Origin of the sequence: Tersicoccus phoenicis (assembly GCF_001968835.1) — a bacterium.
Taxonomy (GTDB): Bacteria; Actinomycetota; Actinomycetes; order Actinomycetales; family Micrococcaceae; genus Tersicoccus; species Tersicoccus phoenicis.
The window spans coordinates 102441-124285 of the sequence record NZ_MRDE01000081.1 but is presented as its reverse complement, the minus strand read 5'-3'; the positions used below and the strand labels follow the sequence as shown (position 1 = coordinate 124285).

At 71.0% G+C, this 21845-nt stretch carries 20 protein-coding genes; 17 read left to right on the top strand and 3 right to left on the bottom strand.

Annotated features, from left to right (window positions below; translation table 11 throughout):
* Positions 1–133: 133 nt before the first annotated feature.
* Positions 134–820 (bottom strand): GntR family transcriptional regulator, encoded by a 687-nt coding sequence (locus BKD30_RS14805; RefSeq protein WP_076705806.1) that lies wholly within the window; start codon positions 818–820, stop codon positions 134–136.
* A 98-nt stretch (positions 821–918) separates the two neighbouring features.
* Between BKD30_RS14805 and glyA the strand changes: the two genes are divergently transcribed.
* The 11 genes from glyA to BKD30_RS14750 all read left to right on the top strand — a co-directional run bounded on the left by glyA (position 919) and on the right by BKD30_RS14750 (position 12783).
* Positions 919–2235: a serine hydroxymethyltransferase gene (gene glyA, locus BKD30_RS14800; protein ID WP_076705805.1), complete on the top strand. Its 1317-nt coding sequence runs from the start codon at positions 919–921 to the stop codon at positions 2233–2235.
* A complete protein-coding gene (locus BKD30_RS14795; protein ID WP_076705803.1) occupies positions 2232–3452 on the top strand; it encodes a sarcosine oxidase subunit beta family protein in 1221 nt (406 codons plus the stop codon). The genes glyA and BKD30_RS14795 overlap by 4 nt, the downstream gene beginning before the upstream one ends.
* A gap of 28 nt (positions 3453–3480) precedes the next feature.
* Positions 3481–3867, top strand: a complete 387-nt coding sequence (locus BKD30_RS14790; protein ID WP_076705801.1) for a sarcosine oxidase subunit delta — start codon at positions 3481–3483, stop codon at positions 3865–3867.
* Positions 3864–6791 (top strand): 2Fe-2S iron-sulfur cluster-binding protein, encoded by a 2928-nt coding sequence (locus tag BKD30_RS14785; protein WP_076705799.1) that lies wholly within the window; start codon positions 3864–3866, stop codon positions 6789–6791. Before BKD30_RS14790 ends, BKD30_RS14785 begins: the two co-directional genes overlap by 4 nt.
* 1 nt (position 6792) lies before the next feature.
* Complete coding sequence (locus tag BKD30_RS14780) at positions 6793–7431, top strand: sarcosine oxidase subunit gamma (RefSeq protein ID WP_235861728.1); 639 nt, start codon at positions 6793–6795, stop codon at positions 7429–7431.
* 16 nt (positions 7432–7447) lie between these two features.
* Positions 7448–8821 carry an L-serine ammonia-lyase gene (locus tag BKD30_RS14775; RefSeq protein ID WP_076705797.1) on the top strand — a complete coding sequence of 458 codons (1374 nt, stop codon included), beginning with the start codon at positions 7448–7450 and terminating at the stop codon, positions 8819–8821.
* Positions 8822–8879: 58 nt separating this feature from the next.
* Entirely contained in the window at positions 8880–9761 is an 882-nt protein-coding gene (purU, locus tag BKD30_RS14770) for a formyltetrahydrofolate deformylase (protein WP_076705795.1), read from the top strand.
* Positions 9762–9843: 82 nt separating this feature from the next.
* Positions 9844–10098, top strand: a complete 255-nt coding sequence (locus tag BKD30_RS14765) for a hypothetical protein (RefSeq protein WP_076705793.1) — start codon at positions 9844–9846, stop codon at positions 10096–10098.
* Positions 10095–10523 (top strand): TA system VapC family ribonuclease toxin, encoded by a 429-nt coding sequence (locus BKD30_RS14760; protein ID WP_076705791.1) that lies wholly within the window; start codon positions 10095–10097, stop codon positions 10521–10523. Before BKD30_RS14765 ends, BKD30_RS14760 begins: the two co-directional genes overlap by 4 nt.
* A gap of 43 nt (positions 10524–10566) precedes the next feature.
* Positions 10567–11604, top strand: coding sequence for an L-glyceraldehyde 3-phosphate reductase (mgrA, locus tag BKD30_RS14755; RefSeq protein ID WP_076705789.1), 1038 nt, complete (start codon positions 10567–10569; stop codon positions 11602–11604).
* A 105-nt stretch (positions 11605–11709) separates the two neighbouring features.
* Positions 11710–12783 carry an inositol-3-phosphate synthase gene (locus BKD30_RS14750; RefSeq protein ID WP_076705787.1) on the top strand — a complete coding sequence of 358 codons (1074 nt, stop codon included), beginning with the start codon at positions 11710–11712 and terminating at the stop codon, positions 12781–12783.
* Here the strand turns inward: BKD30_RS14750 and BKD30_RS14745 are convergent.
* Positions 12770–13990, bottom strand: a complete 1221-nt coding sequence (locus BKD30_RS14745; protein WP_235861727.1) for a glycosyltransferase — start codon at positions 13988–13990, stop codon at positions 12770–12772. The genes BKD30_RS14750 and BKD30_RS14745 overlap by 14 nt on opposite strands.
* Before the next feature lie 155 nt (positions 13991–14145).
* On the opposite strand from BKD30_RS14745, the gene BKD30_RS14740 reads away from it, so the two are divergent.
* From BKD30_RS14740 to BKD30_RS14730, 3 genes are read left to right on the top strand one after another with little or no spacing between them, the layout of a single operon-like run.
* Complete coding sequence (locus tag BKD30_RS14740) at positions 14146–15015, top strand: carbohydrate ABC transporter permease (RefSeq protein WP_076705785.1); 870 nt, start codon at positions 14146–14148, stop codon at positions 15013–15015.
* Entirely contained in the window at positions 15002–15907 is a 906-nt protein-coding gene (locus BKD30_RS14735) for a carbohydrate ABC transporter permease (protein WP_076705783.1), read from the top strand. Before BKD30_RS14740 ends, BKD30_RS14735 begins: the two co-directional genes overlap by 14 nt.
* 20 nt (positions 15908–15927) lie before the next feature.
* On the top strand, positions 15928–17274 hold the full coding sequence (locus tag BKD30_RS14730) for an ABC transporter substrate-binding protein (protein WP_076705781.1): 1347 nt from the start codon (positions 15928–15930) through the stop codon (positions 17272–17274).
* A gap of 73 nt (positions 17275–17347) precedes the next feature.
* Here BKD30_RS14730 and BKD30_RS14725 read toward each other — a convergent pair whose 3' ends face one another.
* Positions 17348–18769, bottom strand: coding sequence for a family 4 glycosyl hydrolase (locus BKD30_RS14725; protein ID WP_076705779.1), 1422 nt, complete (start codon positions 18767–18769; stop codon positions 17348–17350).
* Between the two features lie 54 nt (positions 18770–18823).
* Here BKD30_RS14725 and BKD30_RS14720 point away from each other — a divergent pair, with 54 nt between their 5' ends.
* Genes BKD30_RS14720 through tsaE form a run of 3 tightly spaced genes read left to right on the top strand, consistent with a single transcriptional unit; the run spans position 18824 to position 21767 of the window.
* On the top strand, positions 18824–19936 hold the full coding sequence (locus tag BKD30_RS14720) for a PfkB family carbohydrate kinase (protein ID WP_235861725.1): 1113 nt from the start codon (positions 18824–18826) through the stop codon (positions 19934–19936).
* A gap of 41 nt (positions 19937–19977) precedes the next feature.
* Positions 19978–21225, top strand: coding sequence for an alanine racemase (gene alr / locus BKD30_RS14715; protein ID WP_076705777.1), 1248 nt, complete (start codon positions 19978–19980; stop codon positions 21223–21225).
* Positions 21222–21767, top strand: coding sequence for a tRNA (adenosine(37)-N6)-threonylcarbamoyltransferase complex ATPase subunit type 1 TsaE (gene tsaE / locus BKD30_RS14710; protein WP_083956581.1), 546 nt, complete (start codon positions 21222–21224; stop codon positions 21765–21767). Before alr ends, tsaE begins: the two co-directional genes overlap by 4 nt.
* Positions 21768–21845 lie beyond the last annotated feature (78 nt).

Genomic DNA, 21845 nt, shown 5'->3' with positions numbered 1-21845 from the left:
GCCGGTGTCTCGTGAGTTCGCTTTGCCGGTCTGGTCGCGAGTCCGCCAGTTCCGCCCTCGGACGGGGTCAAAGACAGGCGGCAGGGCGTAACCGGCGGACTCACCGGTTCACCGGGGCCGGGGGGCCGGCGACTCAGAGCGCCGCGCGGATCGAGGTCTCGAAGTGTTCGACGTGCTCCGTAGCGAGCGCGGACGCGCGGACGCCGTCACCCGCCGCGATGGCGTCCAGGAGGGCGACGTGCTCCCGGATGTGCTCGGCCACCGACGGCATCCGGTGCAGCACCAGGCACCAGATCCGGGTGACCAGGTTGTCCAGCCGCACCAGGGTCTCCTCCAGGTGCGGATTGTCGGAGGCTCGGTAGATCAAGCGGTGGACGTCGACGTCGTACTCCATCAACGCCCGATTGTCCGCGATCGCGCCGTCCATCGACTCGATCTCGCGGGCCTTCTCGCGAAGCTCCGACCGCTGTGCCTCGGTGGCGTTCGTCGCCGCCCGGTCGGCCGCGAGCGGCTCCAGCACCCGGCGCAGGTCGGAGATGGCGGCCAGGTCGGTGATGTCCACCCGGGTGGCGAACGTGCCCCGGCGCGGGTAGGAGACCACCAGGTGGTCGGTCTCGAGGTTCTTGAGGCTCTCCCGCACCGGGGTGCGCCCGATGCCGAGCTCCGCGGCCAGCGCGGCCTCGTTGATGGCCGAGCCCGGCGGGATGTCGAGCATCACCAGACGCCGGAGCAACACGTGGTAGGCCCGATCGGCGAGGGAGCCGTACGGCGAATCGGGCTCGGGAGCGGCGGTCTGTGACGTGGCGTCGGCAAGACTCATTCGCGTGCTCTTCTCGAAAGGTGTTGACGTTCTCTGGGTGACCAACATAACATCAGGGCACAGTTGATATATCAGTTACCGACGACTGGGAGACCCCGATGACTCAGCTCTCCGCTGCGGCCACCGTTCTCGACGAGGACCTGGCCACCCTGGACCCGGAGGTGGCCGCGGCCATCGACGCCGAGCTGGTCCGCCAGCAGTCCACCCTCGAGATGATCGCCTCCGAGAACTTCGCCCCGTCCGCGGTGATGACCGCCCAGGGCTCGGTGCTGACCAACAAGTACGCCGAGGGCTATCCCGGTCGGCGCTACTACGGCGGCTGCGAGAACGTCGACGTGATCGAGACGCTCGCCATCGAACGCCTCAAGGCACTCTTCGACGCCGGCTTCGCCAACGTCCAGCCCCACTCCGGCGCCCAGGCCAACGCCTCGGCGATGCACGCCCTGATCAAGCCGGGCGACACCATCCTGGGCCTGAACCTCGCGCACGGCGGTCACCTGACCCACGGGATGAAGCTGAACTACTCGGGCAAGCTCTACCACGTCGTCGCCTACGGGGTGGACGAGAGCAGCCACCGGGTGGACATGGACGAGGTCGCCGCCCTCGCGCGGGAGCACCGGCCGGCCCTGATCATCGCCGGCTGGTCCGCCTACCCCCGCCAGCTCGACTTCGCCCGCTTCCGCGCGATCGCCGACGAGGTCGGCGCCTGGCTGATGGTCGACATGGCCCACTTCGCCGGGCTGGTGGCCGCCGGTCTGCACCCCTCCCCGGTGCCCCACGCCCACGTGGTCACCTCGACCACCCACAAGACGCTGGGCGGTCCCCGTGGCGGTGTCATCATGACCAACGACGCCGACATCGCCAAGAAGATCAACAGCGCCGTCTTCCCCGGCCAGCAGGGCGGACCGCTCGAACACGTGATCGCCGCCAAGGCCGTCGCGTTCAAGGTTGCCGCCGGGGATCAGTTCGCCGAGCGCCAGCGGCGGACCCTGGAGGGCGCCCGGATCCTCGCCGAGCGCCTCACGGGCGACGACGTCGTGAACCGCGGCATCAGCATCCTCACCGGTGGCACCGACGTCCACCTCGTCCTGGTCGACCTGCGCAACTCGGACCTGGACGGCCAGCAGGGCGAGGACCTGCTCCACTCCGTGGGCATCACGGTCAACCGCAACGCCGTTCCGTTCGATCCCCGCCCCCCGATGGTGTCCTCGGGTCTGCGGATCGGTACCCCGGCCCTGGCCACGCGCGGCTTCGACGCCGAGGCCTTCACCGAGGTCGCCGACATCATCGCCACCACCCTCGCCGGGGACGGCAGCGAGGCGGCCCTCGCGCCCCTGCGGGAGCGCGTGAGCGCCCTGGCCGGCCGCTTCCCCCTCTACCCCGAGCTGCCGCTGCTGTCGAAAGGCGACCGATGAGCATCCGTGAACTGCCGGAGCACCCGGCCCACCTCTGGAACAACCCCGAGCCGAAGTCCGGCTACGACGTCGTGATCGTCGGTGGCGGCGGACACGGCCTGGCCACCGCCTACTATCTGGCGAAGAACCACGGGATCACCAACGTCGCCGTGCTCGAGCGGGGGTGGCTGGCCGGCGGCAACATGGCCCGGAACACCACGATCATCCGCTCCAACTACCTCTGGGACGAGAGCGCAGGCATCTACGAGCACGCTCTCAAGCTCTGGGAGGGCCTGGAGGAGGAGCTGGACTACGACATCTTCTTCAGCCAGCGCGGCGTGATGAACCTGGCGCACACCCTCCAGGACGTGCGGGACAGTGTCCGCCGGGTCGAGGCCAACAAGCTCAACGGCGTCGACGCCGAGTGGATCGACCCGCGGCAGGTCAAGGAACTGTGCCCGATCATCAACATCGACGACGACATCCGGTACCCGGTGATGGGCGCGACCTACCAACCCCGCGCCGGCATCGCCAAGCACGACTGGGTCGCGTGGGCCTACGCCCGCCGGGCCAGCCAGCTCGGCGTCGACATCATCCAGAACTGCGAGGTCACCGGCTTCGTCAAGGACGGCGAGCGCGTCGTCGGCGTCGAGACCACCCGCGGGCGGATCAGTGCCGGTGCCGTGGGTCTGGCCGCCGCCGGGCACTCCAGTGTCCTCGCCGAGCTGGCCGGGTTCCGGCTGCCCATCCAGTCACACCCCCTGCAGGCCCTCGTCTCGGAGCTGCACGAACTGGTCCACCCGACGGTCGTGATGTCCAATCACGTGCACGTCTACGTCTCGCAGGCCCACAAGGGGGAACTCGTGATGGGGGCCGGTGTCGACTCCTACAACGGGTACGGCCAGCGCGGATCCTTCCACGTGATCGAGCACCAGATGGCCGCTGCGGTCGAGCTGTTCCCGATCTTCGCGCGGGCCCACCTGCTGCGCACCTGGGGCGGGATCGTGGACGTCACCCTGGACGCCTCCCCGATCGTCAGTACGACACCGGTGGAGAACATGTACATCAACTGTGGTTGGGGTACCGGCGGTTTCAAGGCGGTGCCGGCGGCGGGATCGACGTTCGCGCACACCATCGCCACCGGAACCGCCCACCCCCTGAACGCCCCGTTCGCGCTGGATCGCTTCGTCTCCGGCGCCCTGATCGACGAGCACGGCGCCGCCGCCGTCGCGCACTGAGCACCGAGAACACGCCGAGAGGACCGACATGCTGATCATCGACTGCCCCTGGTGCGGTCCCCGTCAGGAGACCGAGTTCGGGTACGGGGGACAGGCCCACGTGGCCTACCCGGAGGACCCGTACGCGCTCGACGACGCCGCCTGGGCGGAGTACCTCTTCTACCGCGACAACCCCAAGGGCGTCCACGCGGAACGATGGGTGCATTCCGTCGGCTGCCGCCGCTGGTTCAACGCCCTGCGAGACACCCACACCTATGACGTGCTGGCGGTCTACCGGATGGGCGAGCCCCGGCCGGACGTCGCCAGCCCACACACCCCGCAGGATTCCGAGCTCGTCCAGTCGACCGTCGTCCCGGGCACGCCGGAATCGCCGGCACCGGGCAGCACCACTTCAGGAACGGGGAACCACCCATGAGCACCCTTCAGACCCACCGGCTGCAGTCCGGCGGCCGGATCGACCGGGACATCACCCTGCACTTCACCGTCGACGGGACCGCGTTCACCGGTCACCCCGGGGACACCGTCGCCTCGGCCCTCGTCGCGGCCGGGGTCCTGCGCGTCGGCGACTCCATCTACAAGCGCAGGCCCCGCGGCATCGTCGCCGCCGGGGTCGAGGAGCCCAACGCCCTGGTCCGGGTGCGCGGCGACGTCAACGAGTCGATGCTGCAGGCGACCACCGTCGAGCTGACCGACGGCATGGAGATCGACCTGCTCGACGGCATCGGCGTACTGGATCCGCGGGAGGACACCGCCCGCTACGACAAGAAGCACGTCCACGCCGACGTCGTCGTGATCGGGTCCGGCCCGGCCGGTCTGGCCGCCGCCCGCACGGCCGCGGCCATCGGCGCCCGCGTCATCCTTGCCGAGCAGGACCACGTGCTCGGCGGTTCCCTGCTGTCCCAGCCGCGGACCGAGATCGACGGGACCCCCGCATCGCAGTGGCTGGCGGAGACAGTCGCCGAACTCGAGCAGGCGCCCGAGACCACGGTGCTGCCGCGCACCGTCGTGTTCGGCAGCTACGACAACAATTACCTGCTGGCCGTCGAGACTGTCACCCCGGGTCCGACCCGGACCACCGAGGCCCACGCCTCCGCGATTCCGCGGCAGCGGCTCTGGCACATCACCGCCAAGCAGGTGGTGCTCGCCACCGGTGCCCTGGAGCGTCCGCTGATCTTCGCGAACAACGACCGGCCCGGTGTCATGCTCGCCTCCGCGGTGCAGTCCTACGTGGGCCGCTGGGCCGCCGTCCCCAGCCACCGGGTGGCCGTCTTCACCACCAACGACAGCGCCTACGACGTGGTCGACGACCTGCGCGCTGCGGGTGTGGAGGTCGTCGCCGTGATCGACGCCCGCACCGAGCGCAGTGAGCGCGCTGCCGAAGCCGCGGCCGCCGGGGTGGACGTGCGCACCGGCGCCGCGGTGGTCGACACCACCTCCGCCGCCGACGGGAGCCGGCTCGCCTCGGTCACCGTCCGGGGCCTGGCCGAGGACGGGTCCCTGACCGGTGCGGCGCAGACCGTCGGCGCCGACGTGCTCGCCGTCTCCGGAGGGTGGACCCCCACCGTCCACCTGCACAGCCAGCGGCAGGGCCGGCTGACCTGGCGGGACGACCTCGCCGGCTTCGTTCCGGCCGGACCGGTGAAGAACCAGCACGTCGCCGGCGCCCTGAACGGCACCTACGACACCGGCCACGCCGTGCTCGAGGGCGCCGCCGCCGGTGCGGACGCCGCCACCGCCGCCGGGTTCGAGGCGGCCCCGGCCGCACCCGTCCCGGGCGACGCCGAGCGCGCCGCCGTCGTCGGCCCGGTCCGCCAGCTGTGGGTGGTGCCCGGCCAGGATCCCACCGCCGAGCTGACCGACCACGTCGTGGACCTGCAGCGGGACAACACCGTGCGGGACGTGCTGCGCGCCACCGGCGCCGGGATGCGCGCCGTCGAGCACGTCAAGCGGTACACCTCGATCAGCACCGCCGCGGATCAGGGCAAGACCAGCGGCGTCAACACGATCGGCGTGATCGCCGACGCGCTCAAGGCCGAGCTCGGCGGGGACGGTGGCGCCCCGTCCGTGGGCGAGATCGGGACCACCACCTACCGCGCCCCGTTCACCCCGGTCGCGTTCGCGGCCCTGGCCGGCCGGGGCCGCGGGGGGCTGTACGACCCGGCGCGGGTGACCTCGATCCAGCCGTGGCATCTGACGCACGGTGCCGTGTTCGAGGACGTCGGCCAGTGGAAGCGCCCCCGGTACTACCCACAGGACGGCGAGGACATGGACGCCGCGGTGGCCCGCGAGTGCCGGGCTGTCCGGCAGGGCGTGGGCTTCCAGGACGCCAGCACCCTGGGCAAGATCGAGATCCGGGGCGCCGACGCGGGGGAGTTCCTCAACCGCGTCTACACCAACGGGTTCGCCAAACTGAAGCCCGGCATGGGCCGGTACGGCGTCATGTGCACCCCCGACGGCATGGTGTTCGACGACGGCGTGACCCTGCGCCTGTCCGACGACCGGTTCCTCATGACCACCACCACCGGCGGCGCGGCGAAGGTGCTGGACTGGCTCGAGGAGTGGTCCCAGACGGAGTGGCCGGAGCTGGACGTCACGTTCACCTCCGTCACCGAGCAGTGGAGCACCGTCGCCGTCGTCGGCCCGAAGTCCCGTGACGTGATCGCCGGGCTGGCGCCGGACCTGGACGTCTCGGCCGAGGCGTTCCCGTTCATGGCGGTGCGGGAGACCACGCTCGCCTCCGGTCTGTCGGTGCGGATCTGCCGCATCTCGTTCTCCGGGGAGCTGGCCTTCGAGGTCAACGTGCCCAGCTGGTACGGCCTGGCCGTGTGGGAGCAGGTGGCCGAGGCCGGTGCCGCGTTCGGTATCACGCCCTACGGCACCGAGACCATGCACGTGCTGCGCGCCGAGAAGGGCTTCCCGATCGTGGGGCAGGACACCGACGGCACCGTCACGCCGCAGGACCTCGGCATGGACTGGATCATCTCGAAGTTCAAGGATTTCATCGGCAAGCGGTCCTACAGCCGCCTGCACAACGCCGAGACGAATCGGAAGCAGCTGGTGTCCGTCCTGCCGGTGGACCGGGCGACCCTGCTGCCGGAGGGCACCCAGCTGATCGAGCCGGGCACTTCGACGGACCGGACCCCGGTGCCCATGGTGGGCCATGTGACGTCGAGTTACCGCAGCCAGGCGCTGGAGCGTCCCTTCGGGCTGGCCCTGATCAAGGGTGGCCGGGAGCGGCTGGGTACCCGGCTGCTGGCGCCGGTCGGCGGGGACCTGGTGGAGGTGGAGGTCGGGGCAACGGTCTTGTACGACCCCGAGGGAGCACGGAGGGATGGTTGAGATGACGACGATGACGGCAGAGGCCAACAGCGCCTCGAGCGCGGCGGTACGGCTGCGACGCAGCCCGGGCGGCCACCTGGTGGACGCGATGACGGCCGGCTCCGGGGCGCGGGTGCGGCTCAAGGAGGTCCCGTTCCAGACCATGGTCGCCCTGCGGGTGCAACCGGGCTCCGAGGAGGCCGGACGGGTCGAGGCGGCCCTCGGGCTGCCCCTGCCCGTGGCCTGCGGTGCGGTCACCGGCAGTAGCGACGGCACGGGCACCGCGGTGCTCTGGCTCGGCCCGGACGAGTTCCTCGTCGTCGGCCCCGAGCTGGAGGGCGCGCAGGCTCCCACCGAGCTCGTCGGCTCCCTCGCCGGCGCGCTGGGGGAGGCACCCGGTCAGGCGGTGGACCTCTCGGCGAACCGGACCACGCTCGAACTGGCCGGACCGGCGTCCCGGGACGTGCTCGAGAAGTCGGTGACGTTCGACCTGCACCCGCGCGCCTTCGCGGCGGGCCGGGCCTACTCCCTGTTGCTGGGACCGGTGCAGGTGGTGCTGTGGAAGACTCGGGAGGAGCCGGAGTTCCGGATCCTGGCCCGCGGTTCCTTCACGGAGTACACCGTCGCCCTGCTGCTGGACTCCATGGCTGAATTCCACTGAGAAAGGCTCTTCCCTGATGGCGCTGAGTGCCCTCGATCTGTTCTCCATCGGCATCGGTCCGTCGTCTTCGCACACGGTGGGCCCGATGCGCGCCGCTCGCCGGTTCGTCGCCGGGCTGGATGATGCGGGCCGGCTGGACGACGTCGCCCGCGTGTACGTGCAGCTGTTCGGTTCCCTCGGGGCGACCGGCCACGGGCACGGCTCGCCCAAGGCCGTCATCCTCGGCCTGGAGGGCGAGAACCCCGAGACGGTGGACACCGACGGTGTCGAGGACCGGGTCGCCCGGGTCACGGCGGACCGGCGGCTCACCCTGGCCGGCCACCACCGGATCGGCTTCGACCCGGACGAGGACCTCATCATGCACCGGCGCAAGTCGCTACCGACGCACCCGAACGGGATGACCTTCGCCGCGTACGACGACGCCGGCGGCACGGTCGCCGAACGCACCTACTACTCGGTGGGCGGCGGCTTCGTCGTCGACGAGCAGGCCGCCGGCGCGGACCGGATCGTGGCGGACGAGACGCCGCTGCGCTACCCGTTCACCACGGGCGAGCGGCTGCTGGAGATCTGCGAGCGGGAGGGCCTGTCGATCGCCGAGGTGATGCTCGCCAACGAGCTGTCCTGGCGCACCGAGGAAGAACTGCGCGCCGAGCTGCTGAAGATCTGGGCCGTGATGCGGGAGTGCGTGGCCAACGGCTGCGCGCACGACGGCGTGCTGCCGGGTGGCCTGAAGGTGAACCGCCGGGCGCCGCGGCTGTTCGCCGAACTCAGCGCGGACGCCGACGAGACCGACCCGATGCGCGCGATGGACTGGGTCAACCTGTTCGCGCTCGCGGTCAACGAGGAGAACGCCTCCGGTGGCCGCATCGTCACCGCCCCCACCAACGGGGCGGCCGGCATCATCCCCGCGGTGCTGCACTACTACGACAAGTTCATTCCCAGCGCGGACGACGACGGTGTGGTGACGTTCCTGCTCACCGCCGCGGCGATCGGCATCCTGTACAAGGAGAACGCGTCCATCTCGGGCGCCGAGGTGGGCTGCCAGGGGGAGGTCGGTTCCGCGTGCTCGATGGCGGCGGGCGCCCTGTGCGCGGTGATCGGCGGCACCCCGCGGCAGGTGGAGAACGCGGCGGAGATCGGGATGGAGCACAACCTGGGTCTGACCTGCGATCCCGTCGGTGGGCTCGTCCAGATCCCCTGCATCGAGCGGAACGCCATCGCCTCGGTCAAGGCGATCAACGCGGCCCGGATGGCTCGCAAGGGCGACGGCACGCACAAGGTGTCCCTCGACAAGGTGATCAAGACGATGCGGGACACCGGCCGGGACATGAAGATCAAGTACAAGGAGACCAGCCGCGGCGGTCTGGCCGTGAACGTGATCGAGTGCTGACCCGCGCCGGCGAGCGAGCACGGCGGGCGTGGGTGCGGACGGCGAGCGAGGAGGATCGATGGAGTACGTGCTGACGCTGGACTGTCCCGAACGGCTCGGCATCGTGCACGCCGTCACGGGTTTCCTGCTCGAGCAGCAGTGCGACATCGTCGACAGCAAGCAGTTCGACGACCGGCGCGACGGGTATTTCTGCCTGCGTCTGGAGGTGGCCGGGCCCACCGGAGCTGACCCGGACGCTGACGGCGGGCAGGCTCCCGGTGCGGAGCTCGCCCGGTTGCGGGAGGGCTTCGAGCCGATCGCGGACCGGTTCGGCATGACCTGGAAACTGGTGCCGAAGGGCAGCCGCACCCGGGTGCTCATCATGGTCTCGAAGTTCGGGCACTGCCTCAACGACCTGCTCTACCGGACCCGCAACGGCGAACTGCCCATCGAGATCGTCGCCGTCGTCTCCAACCACGAGGATCACGCCGGCCTGGTCGGCTGGCACTCCATCCCGTTCTTCCACGTCCCCGTCACGGCCGCGACCAAGCCCGCCGCCGAGGCCCGCCTCCTGGACCTGGTCGACCGCTTCGACGCGGAGCTGGTGGTGCTGGCTCGCTACATGCAGGTGCTCAGCGACGACCTGTCGGCCGCCCTGAGCGGTCGCTGCATCAACATCCACCACTCCTTCCTGCCCTCGTTCAAGGGAGCGAAGCCCTACCACCAGGCCTGGGAGCGCGGCGTGAAGATGGTGGGCGCCACCGCGCACTACGTGAACGCCGAGCTGGACGAGGGGCCGATCATCGCCCAGCAGGTGATCGACGTCGATCACACGCACGCCCCCGAGGACCTGGTGGCCGTCGGTCGGGACGCGGAGGTCGCCGCCCTCACCCGCGCGGTCCGCTGGCACGCCGAGGGGCGGGTCGTCCTGCGCGGTCAGCGCACCGTCGTGCTGCGCTAGGGGTGTCGCTCGGTCGAAGCGGCGGGGCACTTGGTCCGGGCGTTCATCAACGCATCATCAAGAGTGATGCTATGATGCCGCCATGCGGACCACGATCACGTTGACACCGGAGGCGGACGGTCTCGTGCGCAAGCTGATGCGCGAGCGTGGCCTGACCTTCAAGGAGGCGGTGAATGCCGCCATCGTCGACGGACTCACGGCGGGTCGCGAGAGTTCGAGTTACAGCACGCCGACGTTCGACCTCGGTCGTGCCCGGATCCCCTTGGACCAGGCTCTGGCGGTGGCGGGCGAACTGGAGGACGAGCAACTGAGGCGCAAGGCCGAGGCGGGTAAGTGAAACTGGTCGACGCGAACGTTCTCCTCTATTCCGTTCACGAGAACGCGCAGCACCATACTTCGTCGAAGGCCTGGCTCGATGATGCCCTGTCGGGTACGGAAACAGTGCTCATCCCCTGGGTGAGCGTCCTGGCCTTCCTGCGCTTGTCGACTCATCCGTCGGTGTTCGAACGACCACTGGACATCGGCACGGCGCTGACGGTCATCGACGGCTGGTACGGTCGGCCGAACGTGCTCGTTCCAGAAGCAGACGCCAGGCACGTGGCCAGGATGCGAGAGTTGCTGGGGCCCACCGGGAGCGGCGGCAACCTCGTCAACGATGCCTACCTTGCTGCGTTGGCCCTTCAGTTCAACGCCACGGTGGTGACGTCCGACAACGACTTCGGACGGTTCGGTGGCGTGCGGTGGGAGATGCCGCCGCAGTAGAGCCGTCCGCGATCGGCGAGCCAGCCGTGGCACGATGAGCACCATGGTGTACTCCGCTTCCGAGAACCGTTACGCGACGATGCCCTACCGGCTACTGGGCCGCACCGGGCTGAAGTTGCCCGCCATCAGCCTCGGGCTGTGGCACAACTTCGGCGACGACAAGCCCCTGCAGACCCAGCGCGACATCCTGTGGGCCGCCTTCGACGCCGGTGTCACGCATTTCGACCTCGCCAACAACTACGGGCCCCCGGAGGGCAGCGCAGAGAAGAACTTCGGGCGCATCTTCGCCGAGGACTTCGCCCCCTACCGCGAGGAACTGGTGATCTCGACCAAGGCCGGGTACCGGATGCAGCCCGGTCCCTACGGGGAGTGGGGCTCGCGCAAGTACCTGCTGGGCAGCCTGGACGCATCCCTGACCCGGATGGGGCTGGATCACGTCGACATCTTCTACAGCCACCGGCCGGACCCGGACACCCCGATGGAGGAGACCCTCGGGGCGCTGGACCACGCCGTCCGGGCCGGCAAGGCGATCTACGCCGGGATCTCCTCCTACACGGCCGAGCAGACCGTTCAGGCGGTCCGCGTCCTCGGCGAGCTCGGCACCCCCGTCGTCATCCATCAGCCCTCCTACTCGCTGTTGAACCGGTGGGTCGAGGACGGTGAGCCCGCCCTGCTCGACGTGCTCGGCGACGAGGGGGTCGGCTCCATCGCCTTCTCCCCGCTGGCGCAGGGCATGCTGACCGACAAGTACCTCGACGGCGTCCCGAACGACTCGCGTGCCGCGGCCGGGAAGTCCCTCAACCCGGACTGGCTCACCCCCGAGACCCTCAAGCACGTGCGCGCGCTGAACGAGATGGCCGGTCAGCGTGGGCAGTCCCTGGCCCAGCTGGCCATCGCGTGGGTGCTGCGCGACCAGGGCCCCCGCACGATCACCAGCGCCCTGATCGGGGCGTCCAGCGTCGACCAGCTGCATGACAGCCTCGCCGCACTGGACAACCTGACCTTCAGCGACGAGGAGTTGAACGGCATCGACCGGCACGCCGTCGAGGCCGGCATCAACATCTGGGGCATGGCTCGCTGAGCAGCGCCCTTCGCCGGACCGCCGGACTGCGCTGACTTAGAGTGGATGGATGGCCGGGTACCCTGCGGGCACCCGGCGACCCGTTCCACCGAAGGAGTACTGCCCGTGTCCCGTCAACCCATCCGCGTGGCCATCGCCGGCGTCGGCAACTGCGCGTCATCCCTGGTGCAGGGTGTGCACTACTACCGGGACGCCGACCCGGGCCAGACCGTCCCCGGTCTGATGCACGTCCAGTTCGGTGACTACCACGTCGGTGACCTCGAGTTCGTCGCCGCGTTCGACGTCGACGACGTCAAGGTCGGCAAGGACCTCGCCGAGGCGATCGAGGCCTCCCAGAACAACACCATCAAGATCTGTGATGTGCCCACCAGCGGTGTCGAGGTCCAGCGCGGCCCCACCCTGGACGGGTTGGGCAAGTACTACCGGGAGACCATCGACGAGTCGCCGCGCGAGCCGGTCGACGTCGTCGCCGCCCTGAAGGACGCCCGCGCCGACGTGCTGGTCTGCTACCTGCCGGTCGGTTCGGATCAGGCCGCCAAGTTCTACGCCCAGGCCGCGATCGACGCGAAGGTCGCGTTCGTCAACGCCCTGCCCGTGTTCATCGCCTCCACCGAGGAGTGGGCGCAGAAGTTCACGGACGCCGGGGTGCCCATCGTCGGCGATGACATCAAGAGCCAGATCGGTGCCACCATCACCCACCGCTCCCTGGCCCGGTTGTTCGAGGAGCGCGGCGTCACCGTCGACCGCACCTACCAGCTCAACGTCGGCGGCAACATGGACTTCAAGAACATGCTCGAGCGGGACCGGCTGCAGTCCAAGAAGATCTCCAAGACCCGCGCCGTCACCTCCAACATCGATGCCGAGCTGGCCGAGCGGGACGTGCACATCGGCCCCAGCGACTACGTGCAGTGGCTCGACGACCGGAAGTGGGCGTTCGTGCGGATCGAGGGCCGCAACTTCGGCGACGTGCCGGTCTCGATCGAGTACAAGCTCGAGGTGTGGGACTCGCCGAACTCGGCCGGCGTGATCATCGACGCGGTGCGCGCCGCGAAGATCGCCGCCGACCGTGGCCTGGGTGGCCCGGTGCTGGCCGCGTCGAGCTACTTCATGAAGTCCCCGCCGCAGCAGCTGCCGGACGAGCCGGCCCGCGTCGCGGTCGAGGAGTTCATCCGCGGTTGAGCGCCCGCCGGTAGGCGACCTCGGTGCGGGCCGCCGTGCGATCCCAGGTGAACGCCCGGGCGTGCACGGCGGCCCTCGCCGCGAGTGCGGCACGCCCCGCCGGGTCGTCGTGCAGCCGGGCGAGCGCGGCGGCCCAGGCACCCGGGTCCCGGCCCGGCACCAGCACTCCCGTCTCGCCGTCGCGCACCGCCTCGGCCAGGCCACCGGCGTCGGTGGCGATCACCGGGGTGCCGCACGCCTGCGCCTCCAGCGCCACCAGCCCGAACGACTCGTGGGCGGAGGGCATGACGACGACGTCGGCGGCCCGGAACGCCGCGGCGAGCCGGTCCGGCGGCACCGGCGGCTCCAGCCGCACCGTGTCGGTCAGGCCCAGCGCCCGCACCAGGGTCGGCAGGTCCAGGTCGGTTCCGCTTGCGGCGCCGATGATCCGTACGTCGAGGGCGATGTCGGGACGATCGGTGCGCAGCCGCGCGAGCGCGTGCAGCAGCACCTGCGGTCCCTTGTGCCGCTGCATCCGTCCGGCCAGCACGACCCGCAGCGGGCCGGGCACGGGCCCGCCGGTGACCGGGCGCGCGACCCGACCGGCGTCGTCGTGGTCGGCCTCCCTGTCCGGGTGGAACACACCGAGATCCACCCCCGGGGGCACCACGTCCACTCGGTCCGGGTCGGCGGCGTAGTAGCGGACCAGGTCCGCCGCCTCGCTCGCACCGTTGACGATCAGCCGGTCGGCCGCCGCGGCGATCCGGCGTTCGGCGGCGGCCCGCTGCTCGGGCTCGAGGCGCTGGGCGGCGCCGCGGTGGGCGTTCTTGACCAGCGCCATCGTGTGCATGGTGTGCACCAGTGGGATGTCGCCGGCCGCGGCCAGGTGCAGGCCGACCACCCCGGAGAGCCAGTAGTGGGCGTGCAGCAGATCAGCCTCCTCCCGGTGCCGGGCGAGCAGCCGCTCGGTCACCGCGGGCAGCGCCGCGGCCAGTGACTCCTTCGTCCGGGGCAGTCCCACGTCGACGTGGTCCACCACGATGCCCGGTTCGACCTGTTGCCGGCCGAGGGTGCCCAGGGTGGTGACGTGCACGGACCAGTCCCGCCGCACCAGCGCGCGGGCCAGTTCCCGGACGTAGACGTTCATCCCGCCCGCGTCCCCGGCGCCGGGCTGCTCGAAGGGACAGGTGTGCAGGCACACCATGCCCACACGGGCGGTCGCGGTCACGGCTCTCCTGGGAATGCGGGGCGGGTCACCGACATTCTTCCATCGTCGGCGGTGCGGACTATCCTGCGATCACGGCACCGGCCGGCGCCCTTCACCGGAGCGCAGGCCCGCGATCCGTAGCACAACAGGCCGATCGATCAGGGGAAGGGGCGACGATGGCGCGGAAGCAGACGGCGACCGGGTACGCACTGCTCGCACCCAGCCTGATCGGGATCGTCGCGTTCCTGCTGCTGCCGATCGCGGTGGTCCTCTGGCTCAGCCTGCAGCAGTGGGACCTGCTCTTCCCGCCGGTGTTCGTCGGTTTCGACAACTGGACGTCCGTGCTCACCGACCCGACGTTCGGGCGGTCCGCGCTCGTGTCCGTCCTGTTCGTGCTGCTCGTCATCCCCGTCCAGACCGCCCTCGGCCTGCTGCTGGCGACGTTGCTGTCCCGGGGGCTGCCGGGCTCGGCGTTCCTGCGCGTGATCTACGTGATTCCGTGGATGGGCGCCCCCTTGGTCCTCGGCGTGGTGTGGCGGTGGATCTTCTCCCCGTCCGACGGCGCCCTGAACGCCCTGCTCGGCGTGTACGTGGAGTGGCTCTCCAGCCCGGTGCTGGCCCTGCCCGCGGTCGCCGCGGTGAGCATCTGGTCCCAGGTCGGGTACGTCGCCCTGTTCTTCATGGCCGGTCTGGCCGCGATCCCGACCACCCTGCTCGACGCGGCCCGTGTCGACGGTGCCACCGCTTGGCAGACCTTCTGGCAGGTCAAGCTGCCGCTGCTGCGCCCCACCATGTTCTTCGTCCTGGTCACCGGCGTGATCGCCAGCTTCCAGGCGTTCGACCAGATCTACGCGCTGACCCCCAACGGCGGACCGCAGGGCGCCACGGACGTCATCGCCACCCGCATCTACGACGAGGCCTTCCGCGGCGCCGCGGACCTCGGCCGTGCCTCGGTGATGGCCCTGCTGCTCTTCGTCGTCCTCGTCGTCATCACCCTCGCGCAGCAGCGCTGGTTCCGGAGGAGGATCACCTATGACCTCTCCTGAACGACTGGCCACCCTGCCGCCCCCGGCCCGTGGCACCGACCCGGTCGAACGGAACCGTCCCGTCCGGCGGGGAAGCGTCGCCGGCGTCCTGCTGACGTACGTCGTGCTGATCGCCGGCTTCCTGATCACCATCGGGCCCTTCGTGCTCAGCGTGATGACGGCGCTGAAGACGCCACGCCAGTTCGCCAGCCGGTCCGCACTCGCCCCACCGGACCCGGTGACCCTGGAGAACTTCACCGCCCTGTTCAGCGCGGACTACAGCTTCATCGCGCCCATCGCGGTCACCGCCCAGGTGGTGGTGCTCGTTCTGGTGGGGCAGCTCGTGTTCTCGGTGCTCGCCGCCTACGCGTTCGCCCGTGTCGAGTTCCCCTTCCGGGACGCCCTGTTCTGGGTCTACCTGGCCACCTTGATGATCCCGCAGGTGGTCACCGTGATCCCGCTCTACACGCTGTTCAGCCAGATCGGACTGCGGAACACCTTCTGGGCCCTGGTCCTGCCGTTCCTGTTCGGCTCCCCGTACGCGATCTTCCTGCTGCGCGAGTACTTCCGTTCCATCCCCCAGGACATCCTCGACGCCGCCCGGCTGGACGGGGCGGGCACCGGTCGGATCCTGGTCTCCATCGTCGTCCCGCTCTCCCGCGGCATCCTGGCCACCCTGGCGATCATCACCGTCGTCGCGCACTGGAACAACTTCCTGTGGCCGCTGATCATCACCACCGGCCCGACCTGGCAGACCCTCACCGTGGCGACCTCGAACCTGCAGACGCAGTACAACGGCAACTGGACACTGGTGATGGCGGCCACCACCATCGCCCTGGCGCCGCTGCTGATCCTCTACGCGATCTTCCAGCGGCACATCATCTCCTCCATCGCGATCACCGGCTTCCGGTGACCCTCCCCGAAAGGTCTCTCATGACTCGCTCCACCCGTTCCCGGTTCACCGGTGCCCTCGCCGTCCTCGCCGCGGCAGCCCTCGCCCTGACCGGCTGCTCCCCGGCCGCGGGCAACGGCTCGGCCTCCGCCGGCGGCTCCGGCCAGAAGGTCACCGTCACGGTGCGCCTCTGGGACAACCAGGTGCAGAAGGCCTACGACGCCTCGTTCAAGGAATTCACCGCGAACAACCCGGACATCACCGTCAAGACCGTGCTGGTGCCGTGGGCGAACTACTGGGACAAGCTGCGGGCCGACGTCTCGGCCGGCAACGCCGACGACATCAGCCTGATGAACGCCTCCAACTTCAAGGCCTACGCCGACAGCGGCAATCTCCTGGAGATCGGGTCCGCATTCGATGCCGAGAAGAAGGACTGGGTCGATTCCTCCGTCCAGCAGTACACCTACCAGGGCAAGCTGTGGGGCGTACCCCAGCTGACCGACGGTGGCATCGCGGTCTACTACAACAAGAAGCTGGTCCAGCAGGCCGGCGTCGACGTCTCGGCGTTGACGTGGAACCCGGACCGCAGCAAGGACACCCTGATCGCCGCCACCCAGAAGCTGACGAAGGACGCCAACGGTCGTACCGCCGGGCAGCCCGGCTTCGACGCCAGCCGGGTGACCCGGTGGGGCTACAACGCCTCCCAGGACCTGCAGGCCATCTACTACAACTACATCGGCTCCAACGGCGGGAAGTTCGAGGACGGGAACCGGTTCGTCTTCGCCTCCGACCCCAGCACCCAGGCGTTCGCCTACATCGTGGACCTGATCAACAAGTACCGGGTCGCCCCGTCCGCGGCGAACACCAACGACAACGGCGACTTCACCCGCGACCAGTTCCTGCAGGGCAAGATCGCGCTGTTCCAGTCCGGGCTCTACAACCTGAAGAACGTCTCCGACGGTGCGACCTTCGACTGGGGGATCGCCCCACTGCCGGCCGGGCCGAAGGGGGCCGTCTCGGTGGTCAACTCGGTGGTCGCCGTCGGCAATGCCAAGACCGCCAACCCGGATGCCACCACGAAGGTGCTGCAGTGGCTCGGCTCGGCGGAGGGCGCCAGGTTCATCGGGGCCGAGGGCGCGGCCCTGCCGGCGGTCAAGCCCGCCCAGGACGCCTTCAACACCTACTGGAAGGGCAAGGGCGTGGATCCGACCCCGTTCGCGAAGGCCGCCGAGGGCGAGGTCATCCAGGCGCCGTCGAACGCGAAGTTCCAGGCCGCGCAGGCGGCGTTCGGCCCGATCTTCAACGAGATCTTCCTCGGCCGCCGGGACGTGGCCTCCGGCCTGGACGCCGCCGAGGCGGCGGCCAACAAGGCCGCCGGGCAGGGCTGACCCGCGGCGCCCTTTCTCGAGGTGGCTCGGGGGTTTGCGGGTGTTGCTCCGCTGGCGCGGTGCGGGTGCCGGGTCAGGCCCACAGGCGGGACAGGGCCGGGAATGCCTGCTCGTAGTCGGCCAGCACCCGGCGCGCGACATGTGCCGAGTCGACCAGGGGATGCAGCGCGAACGCCCGCAGTGCCGCGTCCCGGTCCCGTTCGGTCACCGCGGTCACGGTCTCCCGCTCGACGGCCTTGACGGCGGTCAGCAGCCCGAGCTGGTGCAAGGACGGGGTCCTTCCGATGTGCAGGGGAACCGCGCCCCGGCCGTCGACCCGGCACGGGACCTCGACCACCGCGTCCGCCGGCAGGCCTGTCACCGCGAGTCGGCCGGCGGCGTCGTTGCGGACGTTGACGATCAACTCCTCGGGCCGGTCGGTGAGCACCGCGGACATCGCCGCCAGCGCCACCTGTTCGTAGCCGCCGCCGGCCACGTCCGCCGCGTCCCGCTGCTGCCCGTCCGGTCGTGCTTCCGTGAGGTACCCGTCCTCCCGGGCGCGCCGCGCCGCCTCCCAGCGGCCGGCCGGGTCCGGCGCGGTGGCCAGGCCCGGGTAGAGGTCCCGCTGGGCGGCCTCGATGGTCTCGCCGCGGGTCTGCCGCGAGCCGGCCAGCGCCGTCACCGCCTCCCGGGCGAAGTAGTAGTAGAAGAGGTACTCGTTCGGCACCGCCCCCAGCACGCCGAGCAGTTCCGGGCCGAAGATGCGGCCCTCCTCGAAGGAGAACAGCCGCTCCGGGTCGGCCAGCAGTGCCGGCAACCGGTCCCGGGCCCCGTCGGTGTCTGCAGCCCCGTCGGTGTTCCCGGAGCCGGTGTCCCGCAGGCCGCGCAACCAGCCCAGATGGTTCAGCCCCAGGTAGTCCACCCCGGCCAGGGATCCGCCGGCCGCGGGCCGGGCCAGATGGTGCAACCCGGCGGCGGTCGCCGCACGCCGGACCAGGCCGATCGGGGAGTCGCAGATGCCGATCACCCGTTCACCGAGCAGAGGAACCAGGGCCTCGGTGACGATGCCGGCCGGATTCGTGAAGTCGATCAGCCAGGCGTGCGGGTTGACCTCGCTCAGGGTTGACGCGATCTGGCGCATCACCGGCACCGAGCGCAGGGCGTAGCTCAGACCGCCGGCCCCGACCGTCTCCTGGCCGAGCAGCCCGTGCGCCATCGCGATCCGCTCGTCCAGCACCCGACCGTGGGTGCCGCCCGGTCGCAGTGCCGCGAACACGACGTCGGCGCCGGTCAGCGCCGCTCGCAGGTCCGTCGTCGTGGTGACGACCGGGACGGGGCCCGCGCCCTGGCGCGTCCGCTCCTGCTCGGCCAGCACGGCGCCGATCCCGGCGAGCCGGACGGCGTCGACGTCGTGCAGCACCAGATCCTCCACCAGACCGGCGAACCGGCCTCGGAGCAGCGCCCGGTGGATGAGGGGAACCCGGAAGCCGCCGCCGCCCAGGATGCACAGACGCATGGCCCTCATTGTGTCGCACTGCCGTACCCTCGCCTACATGGAGCAGGACCGATCGTGAACCAGGGCGCCGGCCGGGACCTGTCCCGCCGATTCGATCCCCTCGCCGGGCTGCGCGCCGCCGAGGGGGACGCCGGACCGACGTTCGACCTGCTGCTGTCCGGTTGGGTGTTCACCGACATCATCTTCACCGGGCTGGGTGGTGCGCCCGCGGACGGCACCGAGGTGTGGGCCGACGGGATGGGCACCAGCCCCGGCGGCGTCGCCAACCAGGCCATCGCCGCCAGCCGGCTCGGCCTGCACACCTCGCTGGCGGCCGCGTTCGGCGACGACGGGTACGGGGAGTTCACGTGGGGCATCCTGGCCGACCAGGAGCACGTCGACCTGTCCCGGTCCCGACGTTTCCCGCACTGGCACTCGCCCGTGACCGTCTCGCTCTCGATCAACCGGGACCGGTCCATGATCAGCCACGGCCATCCCGGCCCCGTGACCGACTCCGCGCTGATGGGCGACCCCCCGGCCGCCCGCGCGGCGATGGCACCGGTGCGGGAGGTCGTCGAGCCGTGGGCGCTCGCCGCCGCGAATGCCGGGACCCCGCTCTTCGGTCACGTCGGCTGGGACCCGACCGGCGACTGGTCACCGGACGTGCTGGAGAGTCTGCGCCACTTCCACGCCTTTCTGCCCAACGCCGCCGAGGCGATGGCGCTGACCCGCACGGAGGACCCGTGGGCGGCGCTGTACGCGCTCGCGGACCGGGTGCCCATCGCCGTCGTCACCCACGGCTCCCAGGGCGCCCTCGCGATCGACGCGATCACCGGGGAGGAGGAGTGGGCACCCGCCCTGCCGGTCACCGCCTGGGACCCGACCGGGGCGGGGGACAGCTTCAGCGCCGCCTTCCTCGTCGGCACGCTCGCGGGCTGGCCGCTCGCGGACCGGCTGGGCTTCGCGAACCTGTGCGCTTCCTTGTCGGTGCAGCAGGTGGGCGGCTCGCTGGCCGCGCCCGGGTGGGGCGACATCGCCGACTGGTGGCACACCGTCGCCGAGGAACGGCCCGGGGTCAGCCGGCACTGGCTGCGGCGCTACCGGTTCCTCGCCGACCTGATCGCCGACGTCCCGCCCGGAGCGGTCCGCCGGGCCACGGCCACCATCGGCCGGCTCTCGGACGCCTGAGCCGGCCACGCCTGCCGGCCGGCGGGGGTGGGGATGGGAGAATGACGGGCGTGACCGACCGGACCGAGACCGCTGCCCACCCCGCACCTGAGGCCGCCGCGGCGGAGCACGTCGACAGGGCCGGGACCGCTCAGCCGGACCCGCGCACGGTCGAGCGGTCCGCCGTCGTCGATCTCGCCGCCATCCGGCGCAATGTGCGGGCCCTGCGTGCACGGGTCGCACCGGCGGCGCTGATGGCGGTGGTCAAGGCCGACGGTTACGGTCACGGCATGCTCCCGGTCGCCCGCGCCGCGCTCGACGCCGGTGCCGACTGGCTCGGCGTCGCCCACGTCTCCGAGGCGCTGACGCTGCGCAGCGCCGGGCTCGACGCCCCGTTGCTCGCCTGGCTGCACACCCCCGGCACCGACTTCGACGCCGCCGTCGACACCGACGTCGACCTCGGCGTCTCCGGCTGGGAACTCCAGCCCATCGCCGCGGCCGCGGCGCGCCGCGGCAGGGCCGCGCGCGTGCACCTGAAGATCGACACCGGGCTCGGCCGGAACGGCTGCACCGCCGAGGAATGGCCCGCCCTCGTCCGAGCCGCTCTCGACCACGAGGCCGCCGGCCGGGTGCGGCTGGTCGGCGTGTTCTCCCACCTGGCCGTCGCCGACGAACTGGACCGTCCCGAGACCGACACCCAGGTGGCCGCGTTCCGGGCCGCGGTGGCCGTCGCCGAGGGGGCAGGCGCCCGGCTCGAGGCCCGGCACCTGGCCAACTCGCCGGCCATCCTCAGCCGGCCCGACACGCATTTCGACCTGGTCCGCGCCGGGGTGTCCCTCTACGGGCTCTCCCCGCTGCCCGGTGTCGGTAGCGCCGAACTCGGGCTGACGCCGGCGATGACGCTGCGGGCCGCGATCGCCAACGTCAAGCAGGTGCCCGCCGGCCAGGGCGTCTCCTACGGCCTGCGCTACCACACCCGCGCCCCCTCGGCGCTGGCCCTCGTGCCGCTCGGCTACGCGGACGGCGTGCCCCGGATCGCCGCGGACGCGCCGGTGCTGATCGGCGGCCACCGGCACCGGGTGGCCGGCCGGATCGCGATGGACCAGTTCGTCGTCGACCTCGTCGATCCCGCGCCCGCCGACCCGGCCGCCCTGCTCGGCACCGACGCCGTCCTGTTCGGGGACCCCGCGACCGGGGCGCCGGCCGTCGAGGAGTGGGCCGCGGCCGCGCAGACCATCAACTACGAGATCGTCACCCGCATCGGCGCGCGGGTCCCCCGGGAATACCGCCACGCCGGGGACGCCCGGTGACGGCACCGGTGTGGCGCCGCGAGTGGGTCACCGCGTCCGCGGGCCAGACCCAGGCGCTCGCCCGGCGGATCGGGCGCGCCCTGCGCGCCGGGGACGTGCTGCTGCTCAGCGGCGGGCTCGGCGCCGGCAAGACCACCTTCACCCAGGGTCTGGGGGAGGGGCTCGGGGTGCGGCCCGGGATCATCTCGCCGACGTTCGTCCTCGTGCGGATCCACCCCAACCTGGCCACCGGCTCCCGTCCGGGCGGCCCCGACCTGGTGCACGTCGACGCCTATCGGCTCGGCTCGGCCGCGGAGCTGGCGGACCTGGACCTCGACTCGAGCCTGGACGACGCCGTCACCGTGATCGAGTGGGGGGAGGGCATGGCCGAGGAGCTCAGCGAATCCCGGCTCGTCATCACCCTCGACCGCGCGGTCGGCACCGCTGCCCCGTTGACCACCGCCGACGGCACCGACGACGCCGACGACGAGGAGCTGCGTACCATCACGGCCGTCGCGGTCGGTCCCCACTGGGTCGGGCGCGACCTCGAGCTGCTGCCCTGACGTCACCTCGGGAGCCGCACCGACCTGGTGGGGAAAGCCGGTGGGGAAAGGCTGGTGGCCCGGGGGGACCCGCGGACG

What these genes read in the sequence shown, in the direction of transcription:
- BKD30_RS14735 (WP_076705783.1), top strand. Translation starts at nt 15,002, where the DNA reads ATGACCTCTCCTGAACGACTGGCCACCCTGCCGCCCCCGGCCCGTGGC.
- BKD30_RS14740 (WP_076705785.1), top strand. Translation starts at nt 14,146, where the DNA reads ATGGCGCGGAAGCAGACGGCGACCGGGTACGCACTGCTCGCACCCAGC.
- mgrA (WP_076705789.1), top strand. Translation starts at nt 10,567, where the DNA reads ATGGTGTACTCCGCTTCCGAGAACCGTTACGCGACGATGCCCTACCGG.
- BKD30_RS14725 (WP_076705779.1), bottom strand. Translation starts at nt 18,769, where the DNA reads ATGCGTCTGTGCATCCTGGGCGGCGGCGGCTTCCGGGTTCCCCTCATC.
- purU (WP_076705795.1), top strand. Translation starts at nt 8,880, where the DNA reads ATGGAGTACGTGCTGACGCTGGACTGTCCCGAACGGCTCGGCATCGTG.
- glyA (WP_076705805.1), top strand. Translation starts at nt 919, where the DNA reads ATGACTCAGCTCTCCGCTGCGGCCACCGTTCTCGACGAGGACCTGGCC.
- BKD30_RS14775 (WP_076705797.1), top strand. Translation starts at nt 7,448, where the DNA reads ATGGCGCTGAGTGCCCTCGATCTGTTCTCCATCGGCATCGGTCCGTCG.
- BKD30_RS14785 (WP_076705799.1), top strand. Translation starts at nt 3,864, where the DNA reads ATGAGCACCCTTCAGACCCACCGGCTGCAGTCCGGCGGCCGGATCGAC.
- BKD30_RS14780 (WP_235861728.1), top strand. Translation starts at nt 6,793, where the DNA reads ATGACGACGATGACGGCAGAGGCCAACAGCGCCTCGAGCGCGGCGGTA.
- alr (WP_076705777.1), top strand. Translation starts at nt 19,978, where the DNA reads ATGACGGGCGTGACCGACCGGACCGAGACCGCTGCCCACCCCGCACCT.
- BKD30_RS14805 (WP_076705806.1), bottom strand. Translation starts at nt 820, where the DNA reads ATGAGTCTTGCCGACGCCACGTCACAGACCGCCGCTCCCGAGCCCGAT.
- BKD30_RS14765 (WP_076705793.1), top strand. Translation starts at nt 9,844, where the DNA reads ATGCGGACCACGATCACGTTGACACCGGAGGCGGACGGTCTCGTGCGC.
- BKD30_RS14795 (WP_076705803.1), top strand. Translation starts at nt 2,232, where the DNA reads ATGAGCATCCGTGAACTGCCGGAGCACCCGGCCCACCTCTGGAACAAC.
- BKD30_RS14730 (WP_076705781.1), top strand. Translation starts at nt 15,928, where the DNA reads ATGACTCGCTCCACCCGTTCCCGGTTCACCGGTGCCCTCGCCGTCCTC.
- BKD30_RS14790 (WP_076705801.1), top strand. Translation starts at nt 3,481, where the DNA reads ATGCTGATCATCGACTGCCCCTGGTGCGGTCCCCGTCAGGAGACCGAG.